16 protein-coding genes are annotated in these 18,172 nt (G+C 29.8%); 11 read left to right on the plus strand and 5 right to left on the minus strand.

Annotated features, from left to right (window positions below; genetic code table 11):
- The first annotated feature begins 140 nt into the window (after positions 1-140).
- The 10 genes from OM075_RS01635 to OM075_RS01680 all read left to right on the plus strand — a co-directional run bounded on the left by OM075_RS01635 (position 141) and on the right by OM075_RS01680 (position 11,807).
- Positions 141-2,462, plus strand: coding sequence for an efflux RND transporter permease subunit (locus OM075_RS01635; RefSeq protein WP_301188716.1), 2,322 nt, complete (start codon positions 141-143; stop codon positions 2,460-2,462).
- On the plus strand, positions 2,463-3,437 hold the full coding sequence (locus tag OM075_RS01640) for a polyprenyl synthetase family protein (RefSeq protein WP_301188717.1): 975 nt from the start codon (positions 2,463-2,465) through the stop codon (positions 3,435-3,437).
- 56 nt (positions 3,438-3,493) lie between these two features.
- Positions 3,494-5,002, plus strand: coding sequence for a F0F1 ATP synthase subunit beta (gene atpD, locus OM075_RS01645; RefSeq protein ID WP_301188718.1), 1,509 nt, complete (start codon positions 3,494-3,496; stop codon positions 5,000-5,002).
- A 2-nt stretch (positions 5,003-5,004) separates the two neighbouring features.
- Positions 5,005-5,259: a F0F1 ATP synthase subunit epsilon gene (locus OM075_RS01650; RefSeq protein ID WP_301188719.1), complete on the plus strand. Its 255-nt coding sequence runs from the start codon at positions 5,005-5,007 to the stop codon at positions 5,257-5,259.
- A 73-nt stretch (positions 5,260-5,332) separates the two neighbouring features.
- Complete coding sequence (locus OM075_RS01655) at positions 5,333-6,352, plus strand: glycosyltransferase family 9 protein (RefSeq protein ID WP_301188720.1); 1,020 nt, start codon at positions 5,333-5,335, stop codon at positions 6,350-6,352.
- A gap of 61 nt (positions 6,353-6,413) precedes the next feature.
- Complete coding sequence (locus OM075_RS01660; RefSeq protein ID WP_301188721.1) at positions 6,414-7,382, plus strand: glycosyl transferase family 90; 969 nt, start codon at positions 6,414-6,416, stop codon at positions 7,380-7,382.
- Between the two features lie 102 nt (positions 7,383-7,484).
- Positions 7,485-8,246, plus strand: a complete 762-nt coding sequence (locus tag OM075_RS01665) for a lipopolysaccharide kinase InaA family protein (RefSeq protein ID WP_301188722.1) — start codon at positions 7,485-7,487, stop codon at positions 8,244-8,246.
- 210 nt (positions 8,247-8,456) lie between these two features.
- Positions 8,457-9,605: a UDP-galactopyranose mutase gene (gene glf / locus OM075_RS01670; protein WP_301188723.1), complete on the plus strand. Its 1,149-nt coding sequence runs from the start codon at positions 8,457-8,459 to the stop codon at positions 9,603-9,605.
- Entirely contained in the window at positions 9,562-10,590 is a 1,029-nt protein-coding gene (locus OM075_RS01675) for a glycosyltransferase (protein ID WP_301188724.1), read from the plus strand. Before glf ends, OM075_RS01675 begins: the two co-directional genes overlap by 44 nt.
- 119 nt (positions 10,591-10,709) lie before the next feature.
- On the plus strand, positions 10,710-11,807 hold the full coding sequence (locus OM075_RS01680; protein WP_301188725.1) for a CDP-glycerol glycerophosphotransferase family protein: 1,098 nt from the start codon (positions 10,710-10,712) through the stop codon (positions 11,805-11,807).
- A gap of 24 nt (positions 11,808-11,831) precedes the next feature.
- On the opposite strand, the gene OM075_RS01685 is transcribed toward OM075_RS01680, so the two are convergent.
- Both OM075_RS01685 and OM075_RS01690 read right to left on the minus strand, forming a co-directional pair.
- Positions 11,832-12,557, minus strand: coding sequence for an SDR family NAD(P)-dependent oxidoreductase (locus OM075_RS01685; RefSeq protein ID WP_301188726.1), 726 nt, complete (start codon positions 12,555-12,557; stop codon positions 11,832-11,834).
- A 64-nt stretch (positions 12,558-12,621) separates the two neighbouring features.
- Positions 12,622-13,101 (minus strand): FAD synthase family protein, encoded by a 480-nt coding sequence (locus OM075_RS01690; RefSeq protein ID WP_301188727.1) that lies wholly within the window; start codon positions 13,099-13,101, stop codon positions 12,622-12,624.
- A gap of 193 nt (positions 13,102-13,294) precedes the next feature.
- On the opposite strand from OM075_RS01690, the gene OM075_RS01695 reads away from it, so the two are divergent.
- Positions 13,295-14,332, plus strand: coding sequence for a CDP-glycerol glycerophosphotransferase family protein (locus OM075_RS01695; protein WP_301188728.1), 1,038 nt, complete (start codon positions 13,295-13,297; stop codon positions 14,330-14,332).
- 485 nt (positions 14,333-14,817) lie between these two features.
- Here OM075_RS01695 and OM075_RS01700 read toward each other — a convergent pair whose 3' ends face one another.
- From OM075_RS01700 to OM075_RS01710, 3 genes are all read right to left on the minus strand, one after another.
- Positions 14,818-16,017: a hypothetical protein gene (locus OM075_RS01700; protein WP_301188729.1), complete on the minus strand. Its 1,200-nt coding sequence runs from the start codon at positions 16,015-16,017 to the stop codon at positions 14,818-14,820.
- Positions 16,010-16,891, minus strand: coding sequence for an N-acetylneuraminate synthase family protein (locus OM075_RS01705; RefSeq protein ID WP_301188730.1), 882 nt, complete (start codon positions 16,889-16,891; stop codon positions 16,010-16,012). The genes OM075_RS01700 and OM075_RS01705 overlap by 8 nt, the downstream gene beginning before the upstream one ends.
- A gap of 101 nt (positions 16,892-16,992) precedes the next feature.
- Positions 16,993-18,159, minus strand: coding sequence for an acylneuraminate cytidylyltransferase (locus OM075_RS01710; protein WP_301188731.1), 1,167 nt, complete (start codon positions 18,157-18,159; stop codon positions 16,993-16,995).
- Positions 18,160-18,172: the final 13 nt, after the last annotated feature.

Consider the following 18,172-nt stretch of genomic DNA (forward strand, 5'->3'; position numbering starts at 1 on the left):
AGCAGGTCTTTCAATTTATAATAACTTCGCAACTCATTTTTATTATTTAATACAGATTGATAATGTGGATTCTGGTAGCGCGCACAATATTAAAAAATAGAATATTCTTTTTAAGTCTTTTATTGGTCATCACGTCTTTTATGGCTTATAAAGCTGGTGATGTACAAATGTCATATCAATATGCACCATTACTTCCTGAAGATGATCCGGCATATTTGGAATATGAAGCTTTTGAACAACAATTCGGAAACGAAGGTAATTTAATGGTTATAGGAGTAACTGACTCAAATTTCTTTAAGCTTAATCATTTTAAACACTGGACAAATTTTTCGAAAAAGATAACTGAAATTAATGGAGTAACATCTGTTCTATCAGCTACAGAAGCTTATAACTTAATAAAAAATAAAGACGAAAAGCAGTTTGAGATAGAACAAGTTTTTAATTCTGATTTTAACAGTCAATATGAATTAGACTCTCTTAAATCTATCTTTTTTGATTTGCCTTTTTATGAAAGTACACTTTACAATAAAAAGACAAATACATATTTAATGGCGATTACTTTGACTCCGGAAATTCTTCAAAGTCCTGAAAGAGTTGAATTAATTAAAAATATAAAAGAAGCAGGAGAGGAGTATTCTGTAAAATCAAAAAATGAATTACACTATTCTGGTTTACCATATATTAGAGTAACCACTGCTGAAATGATAAAAAAGGAACTTAACATGTTTATTTTCCTTGCTCTTGGCGTTACTGCTGTTATCATGTTTTTGTTTTTCAGATCCTTTAAGGTTGTCATGTTTTCAATGCTTGTTGTGGGCATTGCAGTAATTTGGGCTTTAGGAACACAAGCGCTCTTTGGATATAAAATTACCATACTTACAGGGATGATCCCGCCGTTAATTATTGTAATTGGAATTCCAAACTCGGTATTCTTGCTCAATAAGTATCACCAGGAATATAGAAAGCATGGTAATAAAATTAAAGCCCTTCAAAGAGTAATATGTAAAATTGGTAATGCTACTTTTTTAACCAATTTAACTACTGCATCCGGTTTTGCCACTTTTATATTTACCAGCAGTAAAATTCTTGTTGAATTTGGAATCATTGCAGCTATAAACATAATTGGAGTATTTGTGCTTTCACTACTTTTAATTCCAATTATTTTCAGCTTTTTATCTGAACCAAAAGAAAGACATCTTAATCATTTGGAAAATAAAGCGGTAAATAAAATTGTTGATAAGCTTGTTCATATTTCATTAAATCACAGAACTAAAGTATATATAATAGGAGGGGTAATGCTTCTGATTGGTTTTGTTGGTATTTCTATGATCAAAACCACCGGTTTTATGTTGGATGACATACCACATGAAGATCCTCTTTATATTGATTTAAAATATTTTGAAGAAAACTTTGATGGATTAATGCCACTTGAGGTGATGATAGATACTCAAAAACCAAATGGAGTACTAAAATCAAGCAACTTAAAAAAAATGGATAAATTCCACGAGGAATTGTCTAGTCATCCGGAGATTTCAAAAGCTATATCCCTATCTGAAGTAGTAAAATTTGCTCGTCAGGGATTTTATAATGGTAATAAAAAATACTATGACATACCTAGTAATCAGGAAAGAAATTTCTTATTATCCTATGTAGCTAATAGTAAAGGAGATCAATCAAAAATAATAAGTACATTTATTGATTCTGCTAAAACAAAAACACGACTAAGTTTTAGGCTTAAAGATGTTGGAACAACAAAAATGACAGAACTTTATGATCATGTTGTTAAGAGTTTAAGCGAAATTTTTCCCAACGATAAATATTATACCTCTGTTACAGGAGCAAGTGTATTGTTTTTTAAAGGCACAAAATATTTAATACATAACTTATTTGTAAGTTTATTTCTTGCTATTATTTTAATTGCATCATTTATGGCATGGATGTTTTCATCCAAAAGAATGGTTCTTGTTTCACTTATTCCTAACTTAATTCCATTAATAATGACTGCGGCTTTAATGGGATACTTTTCAATACCAATAAAACCATCAACCATATTGGTGTTTAGTATTGCATTTGGAATATCTGTTGATGATACTATTCACTATTTAGCCAAATATCGTCAGGAATTAAGTGAAACCAACTGGAGTATTAAGGCTGCAGTTGTTTTGGCCTTAAAAGAAACTGGTGTAAGTATGATGTACACCTCTATTATACTGTTCTTTGGGTTTGGAATATTTGGTTTTTCTGAATTTGGGGGAACTGTCGCTTTAGGTGTATTAGTTGCTGTTACATTGTTAATAGCGCTCTTCTCTAACTTAATTTTATTACCTTCGATTTTGCTAACACTTGAAAAACTCATTACCAATAAATCGTTTAAAGAGCCATTATTACAGATATATAATGAGGATGAAGATATTGAGTTAGAAGAACTAAAAATTGAAAAAAAATCAAAAGATCAAAAATAAATGTTATCGATAAATCAGGTTCAGGAACTTATTAAAAGTGAAATAGAACAAACCAACTTCATTAAAACACCTTCTAATTTATACGAACCCATTGAGTACACAATGGAAATGGGAGGTAAAAGAATTAGGCCTTTGCTTTGTTTAATGGCCACACAACTTTTTAATGGGGATATTCAAAAAGCTTTAAAACCTGCTCTTGGACTTGAGATTTTTCACAACTTTACCTTACTCCATGATGACATTATGGATAATGCAGATGTGAGACGTAACAAACCAACTGTTCATAAAAAATGGAACGAAAATGTAGGTATTCTATCGGGTGATGCAATGCTCATTAATGCCTATCAATACATCTCTCAATGTGAAAGTGAAATATTGCCAAACCTCTTAAATCTATTTAATGATGTTGCTTTAGGAGTGTGTGAAGGACAACAATATGACATGGACTTTGAAGATAGGGTAGATGTAACTGTTGATGAATATATTGAAATGATCCGGCTTAAAACAGCCATTTTATTAGCCGGAAGTTTAAAATCGGGAGCGATTCTTGCTAAAGCCTCTGAAAAAGATGCTGATCTAATATACCAATTCGGTATTAATATAGGCATTGCATTTCAACTTCAGGATGATTATTTAGATAGTTTTGGAAACCAAAAATCCTTTGGAAAAAGGATAGGAGGTGATATTATAGCAAATAAAAAAACATTTTTACTAATTACTGCCCTTAATAATGCAACCTTTGAGGACAAACAAACGTTAAAAAGTTGGATTGATGCAAAAGACTTTGACGAACAGGAAAAAATAGACTCTGTCAAAGCAATCTTCATCAAAAATTTGGTAGATAAATCTTCCCAAAAATTAATGGAAGAATATTACAATCTTGCTATGAACAATATCTGCCAAGTAAACGGTAATGAAAAAATTAAAAACGAATTAATAGATTTTGCAAAAAATCTTATGCAAAGAATTAACTAATTATTACTAAAATAATTTGTAACTTTTTGCCCAATTCAAAATATTTTCGATATCTCATGGAACAATTAGAAGGGAAAATTATACAGGTTGTTGGACCTGTAATCGACGTAAGTTTTGACTTAAAAGACCAGGAACTTCCTAACATTTTAGATGCGCTGGAAATAACGCGTGATAATGGAGAGATAATTACTATAGAATGCCAACAACATATTGGAGAAAATACGATCAGATGTATTTCTATGGATGCAACTGATGGTTTAGTTAGAGGTATGAAAGTAATTCCAACTGGTCAACCAATATTAATGCCCCCGGGAAACTCAGTAAGAGGACGCCTTTTAAGTGTTACAGGAGCTGCCATTGATGGTATTGGAGATGTTGATAAAACAAATGGTGTTCCTATTCATAGAGAACCACCAAAATTTGAAGATTTATCAACAGAAAGTGAAATTCTTTTTACCGGTATTAAAGTAGTCGACTTAATTGAACCATATGCCAAAGGTGGTAAAATTGGTTTATTCGGTGGTGCTGGTGTTGGAAAAACAGTTTTAATTCAGGAGTTAATCAATAATATTGCGAAAGGTTATGATGGTTTATCTGTATTCGCTGGAGTAGGTGAACGTACCCGTGAAGGAAATGACCTTTTACGCGAAATGATTGAAGCTGGGATTGTTAACTACGGTGAAGAGTTTAAGAAAAGCATGGAGGAAGGTAGTTGGGATTTATCAAAAGTGGATAAAAAAGCTTTAGCAGATTCTCAGGTTACCATGGTTTTTGGACAGATGAATGAACCACCAGGTGCTCGTGCAAGAGTAGCATTATCAGGATTAAGTATTGCAGAAAGTTTTAGAGATGGTGATGGTTCTGGTGCCGGTAAAGATATTTTATTATTCGTTGATAATATATTCCGTTTTACACAGGCTGGTTCTGAGGTTTCGGCTCTTTTAGGTCGTATGCCATCAGCAGTAGGTTATCAGCCAACTTTATCTTCGGAAATGGGTGAATTGCAGGAAAGAATTACATCAACAAAGAATGGTTCTATTACATCAGTTCAGGCTGTATATGTACCTGCAGATGACTTGACTGACCCTGCTCCGGCTACAACATTTACTCACCTTGATGCAACAACAGTATTAAGTCGTAAAATTGCTGAATTAGGTATATACCCTGCAGTAGATCCATTGGATTCTACATCGAGAATTCTTACTCCTGAAATTGTTGGTGATAAACACTATAATACAGCTCAAAGAGTAAAAGAAATTTTACAACGCTATAAAGAACTTCAGGATATTATAGCAATTCTTGGAATGGAAGAATTATCAGAAGAAGATAAACTTGTAGTACATAGAGCTAGAAGGGTACAAAGATTTTTATCTCAACCTTTCCATGTGGCTGAGCAATTTACTGGTTTAAAAGGAACTTTTGTAAGCATTGAAGATACCATCAAAGGATTTAACATGATTATTGATGGTGAAGTAGATAAATATCCTGAAGCTGCTTTTAACTTAGTTGGTACTATTGAGGAAGCCATAGAAAAAGGTGAAAAATTACTTGCTGAAGCTAAATAATTATGGATTTAAATTTAGAAATTATTACACCTGAAAAGATACTTTATTCTGCAGATATTGGACTTGTTTCATTACCCGGAATAAATGGAAACTTTACCATTCTAAAAAATCATGCTGCCATTATTTCTAAATTGGCTAAAGGTAAAATTAGAGTTATTGGTAAAGATGGTAAGGAAAGTATTTTTGATTGTGATTCAGGCATTTTCGAATGTAAAGACAATAAAGCTACCATACTTATTGGTTCTATAAAAGACTAAGATAATTTAATAGATATATTGAAAAACCGTTATCATTTATTGATATCGGTTTTTTGCATTAATAAAGGTTATTGTGAAAAAGGTACTTATTATACGTTTAAGTTCAATTGGAGATATTATTCAATGTATGTCTGTTACAGGAGGTTTTAAAAATCATTATCCTGATTGTGAGATACATTGGATTGTAAGAAAAGATTTGGCTTCATTACTAAAAATTGATCCCAGAATTGACCAGTTAATTGAATTTGACCGAAAACTTGGTATGTCAGGTTTAATAAAACTGGCATTAAAACTAAGAAAAGAAGGTTATACTCACGTTTATGATGCCCACAGCAATATACGCTCTAACATATTAAAATTAATTCTTCGTCCATTGGCAATAGGGCCTAAATTGGTTACGAGACGAAAAAGTAGATTGAAGAGATTTTTACTCTTTAAATTCAGAATTAATCTTTTGCCAAAACCATTCAGAGCTTTTGAATCGTTTAGATTACCATTAAAAAAATGGGGTATACTTAATTTTTATACCCTTAATGATAATTGGGTTTTTCCTAAAGAAACAGAGGAAAAATGCCTGGAATTATTAAAAGACCAACCATTAAAAACAATAACACTGGTACCTTCTGCAGCCTGGGAACTAAAACGTTGGCCTGTTGAATACTGGAAGAAACTTGTATCGCTATTACCTGATTATCATTTTACCATTTTAGCAGGACCTACAGATTACTTTTGTGAAGAAATTGTTGCAGCTGATCCGGATCGTGTTCTAAATTTAGCTGGAAAAACTTCACTATTAGAGAGTTTTTGTGTTACCGCAAAATCAAATTATGTAGTAAGTGGTGATACCGGATTTTTACATGCTGCGGATTTATTTAATATTCCCGGTTGTGCTATTATAGGACCTACAGCATTTGGATATCCTACGGGTGAGAAAATGAAAATATTTGAACAGAATCTACCTTGTCAACCATGTAGTAAACATGGAGATACCAAATGTAAATTAAAAGAAATAAAAAAGTGCCTGATAGACATAACTCCTGAACAAATAGTTAATGAGATTAAAGCTAATGAATCATGTTTTTTACCTAAATAAAATATATCGTTAACATATAAATGATTCATAATTAAGATTTTTGAACCCTAATTAATAATAAATGGGTTCAATTTTATCAAAAAGAATTAGTGGTAAACACAAAAACAACAAATTAACTTACTATATAATTGGCTATTTAGTAAAATGGTTTTACTCTGGATATAAACCAAAATATCTTAAAACCAAACTAAAATCACTAAATCAATATAACTTAACTTATATTGAAAAAAGAGTGAATTATTATAATAAATTATTCAGGATATATAGCACAAAAAATTCTATCCCTTTATCAAAATTTAAATACATAGGCCAATTTAAAACCTACTATCTGGATTTTTTAAAATTTAAAAGATACTTTTCACCAATCTCAAAAATACACTACGAATTTGGTGATGTAATCCATATTCCCAAAAATCCTACGATAGTTAAGAGCAGACCAATTTCTAGTTATAATGAAAATTCAGTTCTTCTAAACTTAAACAAAATACGACACTTCACTTTTGTAAAGGACAGTATATCATTTACAAACAAAATAAATCAATTAGTTTGGAGAGGGAAAATCACGAAATTAATGCCACACAGAGAAGCTTTCTTTAATATTCACCAGAACAATTCAATTTGTAACATAGGAGCCGTCAATAATTATGTTAACAATAAGGATTGGATTAAACCTCGCCTGACAATTGAAGAACAATTACAATACAAGTTTATTTTATCAATTGAAGGAAATGATGTTGCCACAAATCTAAAATGGATTATGTCATCAAATTCGGTTGCAGTAATGACTAAACCAAAATATGAAACCTGGTTTATGGAAGGAACATTGATTCCAAATTATCATTATATATGCATAAAAGATGATTACTCAGATTTAAATGAAAGATTGGAGTATTATATAAATAATCCAGATAAAACATTACAAATAATTCAAAACGCAAATAAATACGTAGAGCAATTTAAAAATAAGAAGCAAGAAAAATTAATTGCTTTATTGGTTCTTAAAAAATACTTTGATTTAAGCTCCAAATAAAAAGTGAATTTAAAGTTTGGTATTGGTTATTGCCATCAAGTTTTACTATCAGGACAAAATTTGATATATATTTGTTGACAAAATAAAATTAATTGACAATTGATGAGATTTCAGGTAAACCCAAAGTTTAAAGAAGTAGAAGATTTTATTAAAGATTTACCCAATAGTTTTGACAACACTGGTGAATCTATATACAAAGGAAGAAACGAAATCAAAATTTTTGATTATAAGGGCTATAAAATCAACGTAAAATCTTTTAAAATACCTCATTTCATCAATAAAGTAGCATATGCCTGGCTGAGAGGTTCAAAAGCAAAACACTCTTACCAATATGCCTTAAAAATGCGTAGAGTAGGAGCTGATACTCCTGAACCAATTGGATATGCAGAAACTTTAAAAAATGGCCTTTTTAACAGAAGCTATTACGTAAGTATCCATCAGGATTATGATTTTACGATAAGAGACTTAATCGGGTTTGAATTTGAAGATAAAGACAATATTTTACGTCAGTTTGCTCGTTATACTTTTCAAAAACTACACAAAAACAGAATTCATCACTTAGACTACTCAAGAGGTAATATTTTAATTACACGAAAGGATAAAGGCAACTATGAATTTAGTGTGGTTGATATAAACAGAATGAAGTTTGAAAAGATGCCCTATTTAAAAGGATTAAAAAATTTCCGCCAGATATGGGCTAGTGAAGAAGAATTAGAAGTTGTTGCCAGAGAATATGCCAAATTAAATGGCAAAAATGAAGAAGAAGCGGTAAAACTTTTAATTGAGTTTGACAAACAACATAAGTATAAAATTAATCGCAAAGCTGAACTTAAAAGAAAAATGAGAGGAGAGGATAAAAATTAATCTTTGATTAATAATTGAATATTAATTTTCCCTTAGTGTAAAGTTGTAATTAAATACACTTTAAATTCATTTATTTATTTCAATCTAAATATAGTTAACTTAATTTCCACTTAATTAGTAATACATCTACAACATCTATTTTTATTTACTAAACAATTGATTAGCAGTACATAGAACTAATTAGTTATAGATAAATAAATCTTGAATGTTATGGAATATTCTTATGACTATTTGATTGTTGGAGCTGGGTTATTTGGAGCTGTTTTTGCAAATGAAGCTACAAAAAGAAATAAGAAAGTTTTAATAATTGACAAAAGAAATCATGTAGGTGGAAACTTATATTGTGAAAATATTGAAGGCATAAACGTTCATAAATATGGCGCTCATATTTTCCATACTAGCAATAAAGAAACCTGGGACTACATAAATCAGTTTGTTGAATTTAATAGGTATACAAACGCTCCAATAGCAAATTATAAAGGAAAGCTATTTAACCTTCCTTTTAATATGAACACCTTTTACCAACTTTGGGGTGTTACAACTCCTGAAGAAGCTAAAAACAAAATTGACGAGCAACGAGAACCTTACCTCAATCTAAAACCAAAAAATCTTGAAGAACAAGCTCTTCATCTGGCAGGAAAAGATATTTATGAAACGCTTATAAAAGAATATACAGAAAAACAATGGGGGAGGCCTGCTAACCAAATACCAGCATTTATTATTAACAGACTGCCTTTTAGATTTACATTTGATAATAATTATTTTTCTGATTTGTACCAGGGAATTCCGATAGGTGGTTACAATAAACTTTTTGATAATTTACTGAAAGATGCAGAGGTCTTAACAAATGTAGATTATTTTGAAAATAAAATGTTATTCGATGAGCTTGCAGAAAAAGTGCTGTATACTGGAAAAATTGATACATTTTTTAATTATAAACTAGGCATACTCGATTACCGGAGTTTACACTTTGAAACATCAATTCATAATACTCCAAATTATCAGGGAAATGCGGTTGTTAATTATACAGACAAGGAAACGCCCTATACTAGAATAATAGAACACAAACATTTTGAATTTGGTAACCAGGATAAAACAGTTATTACCAAAGAATTTCCTCATGAATTTAGCAAGGATAATGAACCTTATTATCCTATCAATAATCAAGATAATAATTTACTCTATAGCAGCTATAGGTATTTAGCTGATTCGTTATCCCATAAATTTTTATTTGGGGGAAGGTTAGCGGATTACAAATATTATGACATGGATGATACTATTGAAGCTGCCTTAAAATTATCAAATACAGAATTTAATGGACAAATATTATATAGCGAGAAATTACAGGTCGAAATTTGACGCTGCAGGAAAAGCAAAAATGGATTGTGAAACCATCCTGGAGAAAAATGGTTGGAAAAATATAGGTTTTAAACAATCATGGATTAGTATTGCTGTATTAGGAACATTAATTAGTGCAATAGGAATATCATGGGCACTAATTAAATTAAAGCCTAAAAGTACCTTATGTTTGCAATATCCACTTAACAAATTCTATGATTATATATTAACTATAGCCTTATTTAAACAGTGTAAGATCATTACAATAGTACATGACGTATATACTTTAAAAGGTAAAGTAACAAAACAAAAAAAGGAACTAGGTAATCTTTCTAAATCAAATACACTTATTGTACATAATTCTACAATGAAAGAATGGTTCTTAGACCAAAATATTAATACAAATTTAATTGAACTGAATATATTCGATTATTTGCACTCCATCTCTTATAATATTAAAAAACAACCATTAAATAGTTCTAATTATCGAATTGTTTTTGCTGGAAATATGGGTGGTAAAAAAAGTTTTATTTATCAGCTTGATACAACAAAAAAAGGTAATTATTCAATTGATTTATATGGAATAGGCTTTGACAAGGAGCAGGTTATTGATGCCAATAACACAATGTTAAATTATAAAGGTGTATTCCCATCAAATGAAGTTATAGATCATATTGATGGTGATTTTGGATTGGTTTGGTATGGAAATTCATTACAATCATGTGATGGACAATCAGGACAATACCTAAAATATAATAACCCGCACAAAGTTTCATTATATATTCAATGCGAAATGCCAATTATAATATGGAATAAAGCAGGAATGGCGGCGTTTGTTGAAGAAAATAAAATAGGGTTAACAATTTCCTCACTTGAAGAATTATCAGATAAAATAGCAAAAATAACACCAGACGATTATAATATGATGAAGTCAAACATCTTAAGCCTGAAAGAAAAAATATCTTCTGGATACTTTTTAAATACAGCGCTACAACAAGCTGTATAGTTATCAAATCGATTACATTTTAAGGATAGTTTAAAAAGTTATTGAATAACTTATAGTATACGTATATTTGTTGTCAATTAATATTTCTACCAATACAACGTAGAAAAGAATTTTTACCTATGACAGCAACACATTATTTTGCCATATTTTTTACAGAACATCTTTACTATATCCCACAATTTTTACCTGTTGCACGAGAACTTGATAAAAGAAATCTGAACTATATTTTTGTTGTATTAGAAAGTAGTAAAAGAGATATCTTTAATCAGAATGATTCTATTGTAAGAGTTTGTGAAAAAGAAAATATACCATATAAAGTTGGTGAATCAGGGTTTGAAAATAGTACATGTGATTATTTAATTTGTGGAGGAGATAATTATCCGGAAACCTCTTTACCTCATGATAAAAAAGTACTTATTGTTCATGGAATAGGGACTAAAGTTAGTGCGTTTACTGAGGATAAAAATAGATTTGATATTAGATTTATTGAAGGAGAGTTCAGGTTAAAAAGACTACAGGAATTATATCCTAATGCAAAAACAGTTTGGGAAAATGTTGGTTTTTCTAAACTAGATGATGTTTTTAGGTACACAACTAAAATGAAAGATGAGTTATTAGAAAAGTTAGGGCTGGATAAAAATAAACCAACACTTTTATATGCTCCTACATTTTATCCTAGTTCTATTGAAAACATGTCTAACAAGTTTCCTGAAGAGTTTAGTAATTTTAACTTAATAATTAAACCTCACTACTACAGCTATTTAAGAAAAAAGTATAAAGCTCAGCGAAAGAAATTTAAAAAATGGGAGAAATATAAGAATGTTTATTTTGCGGGATTTGAGGATTATAATATAGCTCCATTTTATGCTGTTTCAGATCTTTTAATTTCTGATGAATCCTCTGTAATATTTGAATTTGCAGCATTAGATAAGCCTGTAATTTGTAATCGATTTATTCATTTAAGATTATCATACAGATTATTTGGAAGATATAAGTTCAATAAACGAATGGAAAGTGCGATGAATCGTTTTAGAGATATTGGTGAGAATGTTTGGAAATATAAAAATTTGAAATCAACTGTCGAATCAGAACTAAAATCACCAGAGCACAATCATTCCAAAAGGATGGAGTATACAAAGGAAATCATTGGTCCTGTAGATGGTAAAGTATCTGTTAGGATGGTTGATTTGTTAGAACGTGAACTTAAAAACAAATAAAAAAGAGGGAATTCCCTCTTTTATTTATTCATAGTTATAACCTCCGTCCAATTGAATAATTTGACCTGTTAAATAAGGCGTTTGAATTATATTAAAACATAAATCTGCCACTTCTACTTCTGAAGCAAAACGTTTTAAAGCCACCTTACCTTTAATTTTTTCTCTTAACCATTCAGGCTTTTCTTTTTGCCAATCTGTATCCACAAATCCAGGGGCAATAGCATTTATGGTAATATTATCCTTAGATAAAAATTTCACCATATTTTTAACCAAGGCATGCACTGCACTTTTACTAACGCCATATGAGGTAGATACTGAGTGCGGCAGATTTCCTAACATGGATCCTATGAAAATAATATTACCTCCGGTTTTTATGCTGGGAACCAATTCTTGCATTAAAAAGAATGGAATATTTAAATTGGCATTGAAAACTCTTAGCCAATTATCTGGATTAATTTCTCCAAAAACAGACCGATCGGTTATGCCTGCATTAAAAACCACTGTATTTAAATATGGAACAATATCCCTTAATTGTTCTGAAACATGTTGTACTGAATCAATATCAGATAAATCAGCTTTAATAATATTATACATACCATTGTAGGAATCTTGCAATAACTCATATAATTCTCTTGCTGATTCCTCTGAATTACAATAATTAAATACTACATGATAACCTTCTTGTAGTAATTTAATTCCAATAGCTTTACCAATTCCTTTTGTTGACCCTGTTACAAAAGCATATTTCATAAGTGTATATTATTTGAGTTTAAATAAAAAATGTTCACCTCATACAAAGTGAACATCTATTATATTATTTTTTTTCATCTTCTTTTGAAACCACATCCGGGTTACCATGATTATCTATTCGCTGCTTTATTTTAGCATAGCTTTCATAGATTTTTTTCTTTAAAGCAGTAGAACTAGTTCCTTCTCCGTATGGAAAATAGAATACTTTAACTCCATATTCTTCAAGATAATCATATTTTCCAGTCCAGTCATCTCCAACAACAAAAATATCAATATGCAGTTTTTTTACAATTTCTTTGTGATCTAATGATCTTTGAGGAATAACAATATCAGGAGCTTTTAATCCTTCAACAATAGCTAACCTTTCTTCAAAAGGAACAATAGGAGGGGCTTTATATGAACTTACTAACTCATCAGTACTTACACCAACTATTAATACATTTCCTAATCCTTTTGCATAATTAATCATTTTTAAATGATTGCTATGAAACATATCAAAAGTACCTGAAGTGTAAACAATTAATTGTTTTTTCTTTTTCCCCATTATTTAATTCTTTTTTAAACAAAAATCGTGTAAAAGTACATTAATAAGCAGTAATCACAAAAATGATATAATAGAAATTCTTGTGATTAGAAATTCAATCATATATTAATAAATCGATCACGTTCGTCTAATTATACAAAATCACTACAAATTAATTATTTTTGAAGTCTTTTGTATCATATAAAATCAAATAATGAAAGCTGTACTATTTTGTGGACAACCCTATGCCTTTGATATCATGCGTTCTCTTTACCTACAATTGGAAAAACAGGGATATGAAACTCTATGGTACTTCAATAAAAAAGTGGAGCAATACTTTCCTTTTGATAAAAATAAAGTACAGTATACAACTACAATTGATGATCTTATTACATTTAAAGCTGATGTAAATTTTGCGCCTGGTAATGTAATACCTCATTATATTCCTGGTGTAAAAGTCCAAATATTTCATGGTTTAGCTGGTGAAAAATCAGGTCATTTTCATATTCGTCATTACTTTGATTTATATTTAACTCAAGGCCCATATTTTACAGAGCGGTTTTTACAATTAAAAAGTAAGTATAAAAATTTTGAAGTAAAAGAAACAGGCTGGTGTAAACTTGATAGTTTGTTTACTCCGGATGAAAGTAAAGAAAATCTTATACCCAAAGGATTTAAGCACGTATTACTTTATTCACCTACATTTTCACCGAGTCTTACCTCTGCCACTAAATTTATAAAATCAATATTTGAATTAGCTCAAAATCAAGATTACTTTATTTACATTAAATTCCATGATAAAATGGATAAATTTGTGGCTAAAGAATATCAGGATTTTGCTGATACTAAAAATAATGTGGTTGTATATGATGACACCAATATTAAACCATTACTTCAGCAATGTGATTTAATGATTAGTGATACTTCATCGGTAGTTTATGAGTTTTTATTATTAGATAAACCTGTAGTTACTTTTAATTCAACATCAAAAAATATTCGTTGGGAGGATATTAATACAGGAGAAAAACTAAAGGATGCAGTTGATTCAAACCTTAATCAGGATCCATTTAAAGATGAAAGAAAATGGTTTTATGATAATTACCATCCCTTCAACGACGGAAATTCAGCGTCAAGAATGATTGCTGCAGCAGAAGACTATATCAAAGATTTTGGTGTTCCGAATCAAAGAAAACTACCATTTTTAAGACGAAGAAAAATGTATAAATTGTTTGGTAAACCATCAAAAAAATAGAATTAATTTATTGATATTGATAATCCCAACATAATGCCCAAAGAATGATACAATTCTCCAAAATCATATGAAAGTGAAGTATTGATTTTATATGCATTTTTCTTATTTAAATATGATAAGTTTAAATTCGTATATACTTGTTCTTTACCTCCTTTATAGTGAAAGTCTTCATCTTTTATCCAACTATAACTACTTAAATATTTTTCAGAATAAGCACCTAAATTGTTAGTGTAGGTTGATTTAATAATAAAACTAAATTTATTACTAAGCGACCCTAGGAAACCTATGTGAAAACCTTTTATTCTGTTATTAATAAAAGCTAAATAGCTATTTAGTTGCCAATCCGAGACATACGACTCAACTTGCCAAATTGTTTGAAGAGAAAATACCCATACTATTTACATGTACTTCAACATTCTTTTGAGATAATAAGGAAGTAACCGAAAACAAAAACATTATAAAAACATTCAATAGAAATCGTTTCATCATATAATCTCAACGTTTAGATCAGATTTAGCTTCTTGAAATTGTATAATATCTTCAATAGCATCTTTAAAAGTGATGCTTTCAGCATTTGGTGACTTTATAAAAAGATTAAAAAATTCAGTGTATTTATCTTTGGTATTCATTGATTTAAATGACTCTACTTCTATATTATGATTTAGATACTTAGTTGCATTTAAAACATTAACTTCAAAGAAATTAGCAAAAGCCGAAATTTCTTCTTTAACACTACTTTTTGAAAAACAATCTGAACCTAATAATATAAACGGTTTATTATAAATAACAGAATAATTAATTGCTGTACTAAAATGAATTAATGATACTTCGGCATATTTAACCAGTTGTGCAGTTTTATTATAATAAAGATCAAAGTCGCTATTAAAATTACTATTTACCGTGTTTATTCTTCGTGGATGCGCTGCTATAACAATCTTTAAACCTGTCTGTTTTGAAAATTGATTTAAAAATTGATTCAATTCTCCATAATATTGCTCTGCTGTAAAATGATGAATGATGTGATTAGTTTTAAAATCAGGATGATGAATAAAATACTGATCAATAAAAACAGCATATGGTTCCTTAATTAAATTATTATCATCAACACTTGAAGCACTAATAAAATCTAACGATGCCGTATACTTTATGTTTGTATCCTTACCAAGTAAAGGCCTTTTACTTGACGAAACCTTTTCTTTAGAACTAATAATTGAAGTTGCTGGTCTCTTAATTAGGTTTGCATAATAGAAACATAGCAGCTCAATGGGCTTTTGATATATTTTTTTTAGATCAAAACGAGCAAGAAATTTTATAAATCCCAGCTTCATACTTTTATGATCGACTTTAGGTAGAACAGCATTTTCGAATAATACATATGGAATATTATTCTTAAAAATATTTATATACAACCATGCACTATTTAACCTAAAACCTACATCTGATATAATCAGACTATTCTTCTTATTCTTATGAATAAAATTTTTAAAATCTTGTTTAGATTTAAATGAAATCACATGTTTTTCAAGATCCTGAGCATATGATAAAATGAGTTTCTTCTTCTTTAAAAATTGTGAAACATCTAAATATTTTACATTGTAGCCTAATTTCAAAAAATAATCAAATTCATCTCTTATATAAGCCTCTTTTGTAAATGGAAATCGATGAATAAAATAAAGATTAGTCATTTAATACTAAATTATTTCGGTACTTCAATTTATTTCTTTGAACCATTTCAATATCAAGTATATCTTTATTTTTAAAATTCAAAGCCTTACTAACAGCTTTTAAATCTCTGCATAAACGACGTAATCCATCTGGTTCTAAGGAGGCTGCATGATCAGTTCCTTTCCATGTTCTATCCAGCGTATAATGCCTTTCAATATATGTAGCCCCCAGAGAATATGCTGCTACATCAACTGCTATACCTAGATGATGGCCAGAAAAACCAATTTCGTTTACTAAAGAACCATACTTTTCTATGAGATTTCTTATTTCCAATAAACAGATATCATCAAATGGTACAGGATAACCAGATGTACAACTATAAACCACTAAATCTTTATTCCTTTTGAATTTGATAAAAAATTGAATCAATTCTTCAATTTCAAGTTTAGTAGTCATACCTGTAGAAACATGAATTTCTCCGATATAGTTTAAAGCCAACCATTCTAACATCTCAAAATTATTATTGCATGCTGATGGAATCTTAATCAATTTTGGATTTAAGGAAACGATTTCTTTAGCAGAAGTCAAATCCCATACTGATGTAGAATATTCAATATCTAAATCATTACAATATTGCTGTAACTCTCTATGTTGATCGAGCGTAAATTCTAAATATTCTCTATGCTCACCATACGATTTTCCATAGGAATGCATAGGATTTGGATGTGGTGCATGATATTGTTCTTCCGTTAATAATTCCTTATTATTTCGTTTTTGAAATTTAACAATATCAGCTTTACAAAAGATCTTAGCCATCTGAATCATCTCTTTGGCAATTTCCATATCACCCTTATGATTACATCCTATTTCAGCTATTATTTTTGCTTCTTTCATATGTCTAAATTTGTTTTTAATTGCCATATGGAACTCGCCACAGAAAAATCTTTCTCTTGTATGAGAAATTCTTTTAAGGCTCATTTCATTCCTTCCACTACCTATGACCTTTTATTGTATTTAATTAAGAATTCTATAAACTCTCTAATAGCACCATTTCCACCAGAATGATGTAATTGTATATCTGAATTTTGTTTTACTATATCTACAGCATTGATAGGACAGGCACTCCAACCAACTGAAAGCATGTTTGATAAATCATTAATATCATCACCTAAATAAGCTACTTCACTTCTTGTTGATCCTAACTCATTTAATAAAATTGATAATCGTGTGTACTTATCTTTTACCCCTAAATAAACATGTAAAATATTGAGTTTTTCCATTCGTTTTTGAACTAAGGAACTTTGTTCTGAAGTCATAATAATTGGGTCAATCCCATTCTCTCGTAATAATTCAAAACCCATTCCATCGATAAAGCTAAAGTTCTTAGAAAACTCTCCATCTTTAGTATAAAAAACTGTTCCATTGGTAAATACGCCATCTACATCAAATACAACATATTTAATATTTTGATGGAACTTATTTTTTGATTGTAATCTATTCTTTAATAGTTGTTCAATTATTACTAAGTCACCAGGCTCATCAATTTCTATCAAAGTATCCTCTGACATCTCAAGAACTTCAATCTTATCTCCTAATCGATTATTAGTTTTTAAAAATGTTTCTTTTTTACAACCGTAAATGGCACCATTTTCAATTAATAATCCTTCAAAATCTTGTCTTCGTGGCCTGTTCAAATAATTATAATTGAGTGATTCTCCTTTATTATTCCATATAAATCGGTGAGTTTTAACTACAGAAAGAACAGAATCAACTTGAACATTATTGAGTAGAGTTATAGCATTATTAATATCAGAGGATGTTGTTAACGGAGAAGTAGCTTGTAATAAATAAAATTGAGCAAATTTAAAATTGATCATTTCAGCCAATTCATTCATTGCAAATTCAGTACTTGCTGTATCATTAGCACTTTCCTCACTTCTTTCAACAACAGAAACTTTTGAGGTCCATTGGTATTCCTTTTCTACATAAGCTTTAATTTCATGATCATCTGTAAATAGATAAATATGGTCAAGATTACTTTGAATGGCTTCACCTAAAACCCATGTAAATAAAGGTCTGCCTAATATTTTCTTTTGATTCTTTTTTATAATTCCTTTTGATCCAGCCCTTAACGGAATTATTGCAATTTTACGCTGCTCCATTATATTCTATGTA

This window comes from Plebeiibacterium sediminum (assembly GCF_026013605.1).
In the GTDB taxonomy this organism is placed as follows: Bacteria; Bacteroidota; Bacteroidia; order Bacteroidales; family Marinilabiliaceae; genus Saccharicrinis; species Saccharicrinis sediminus.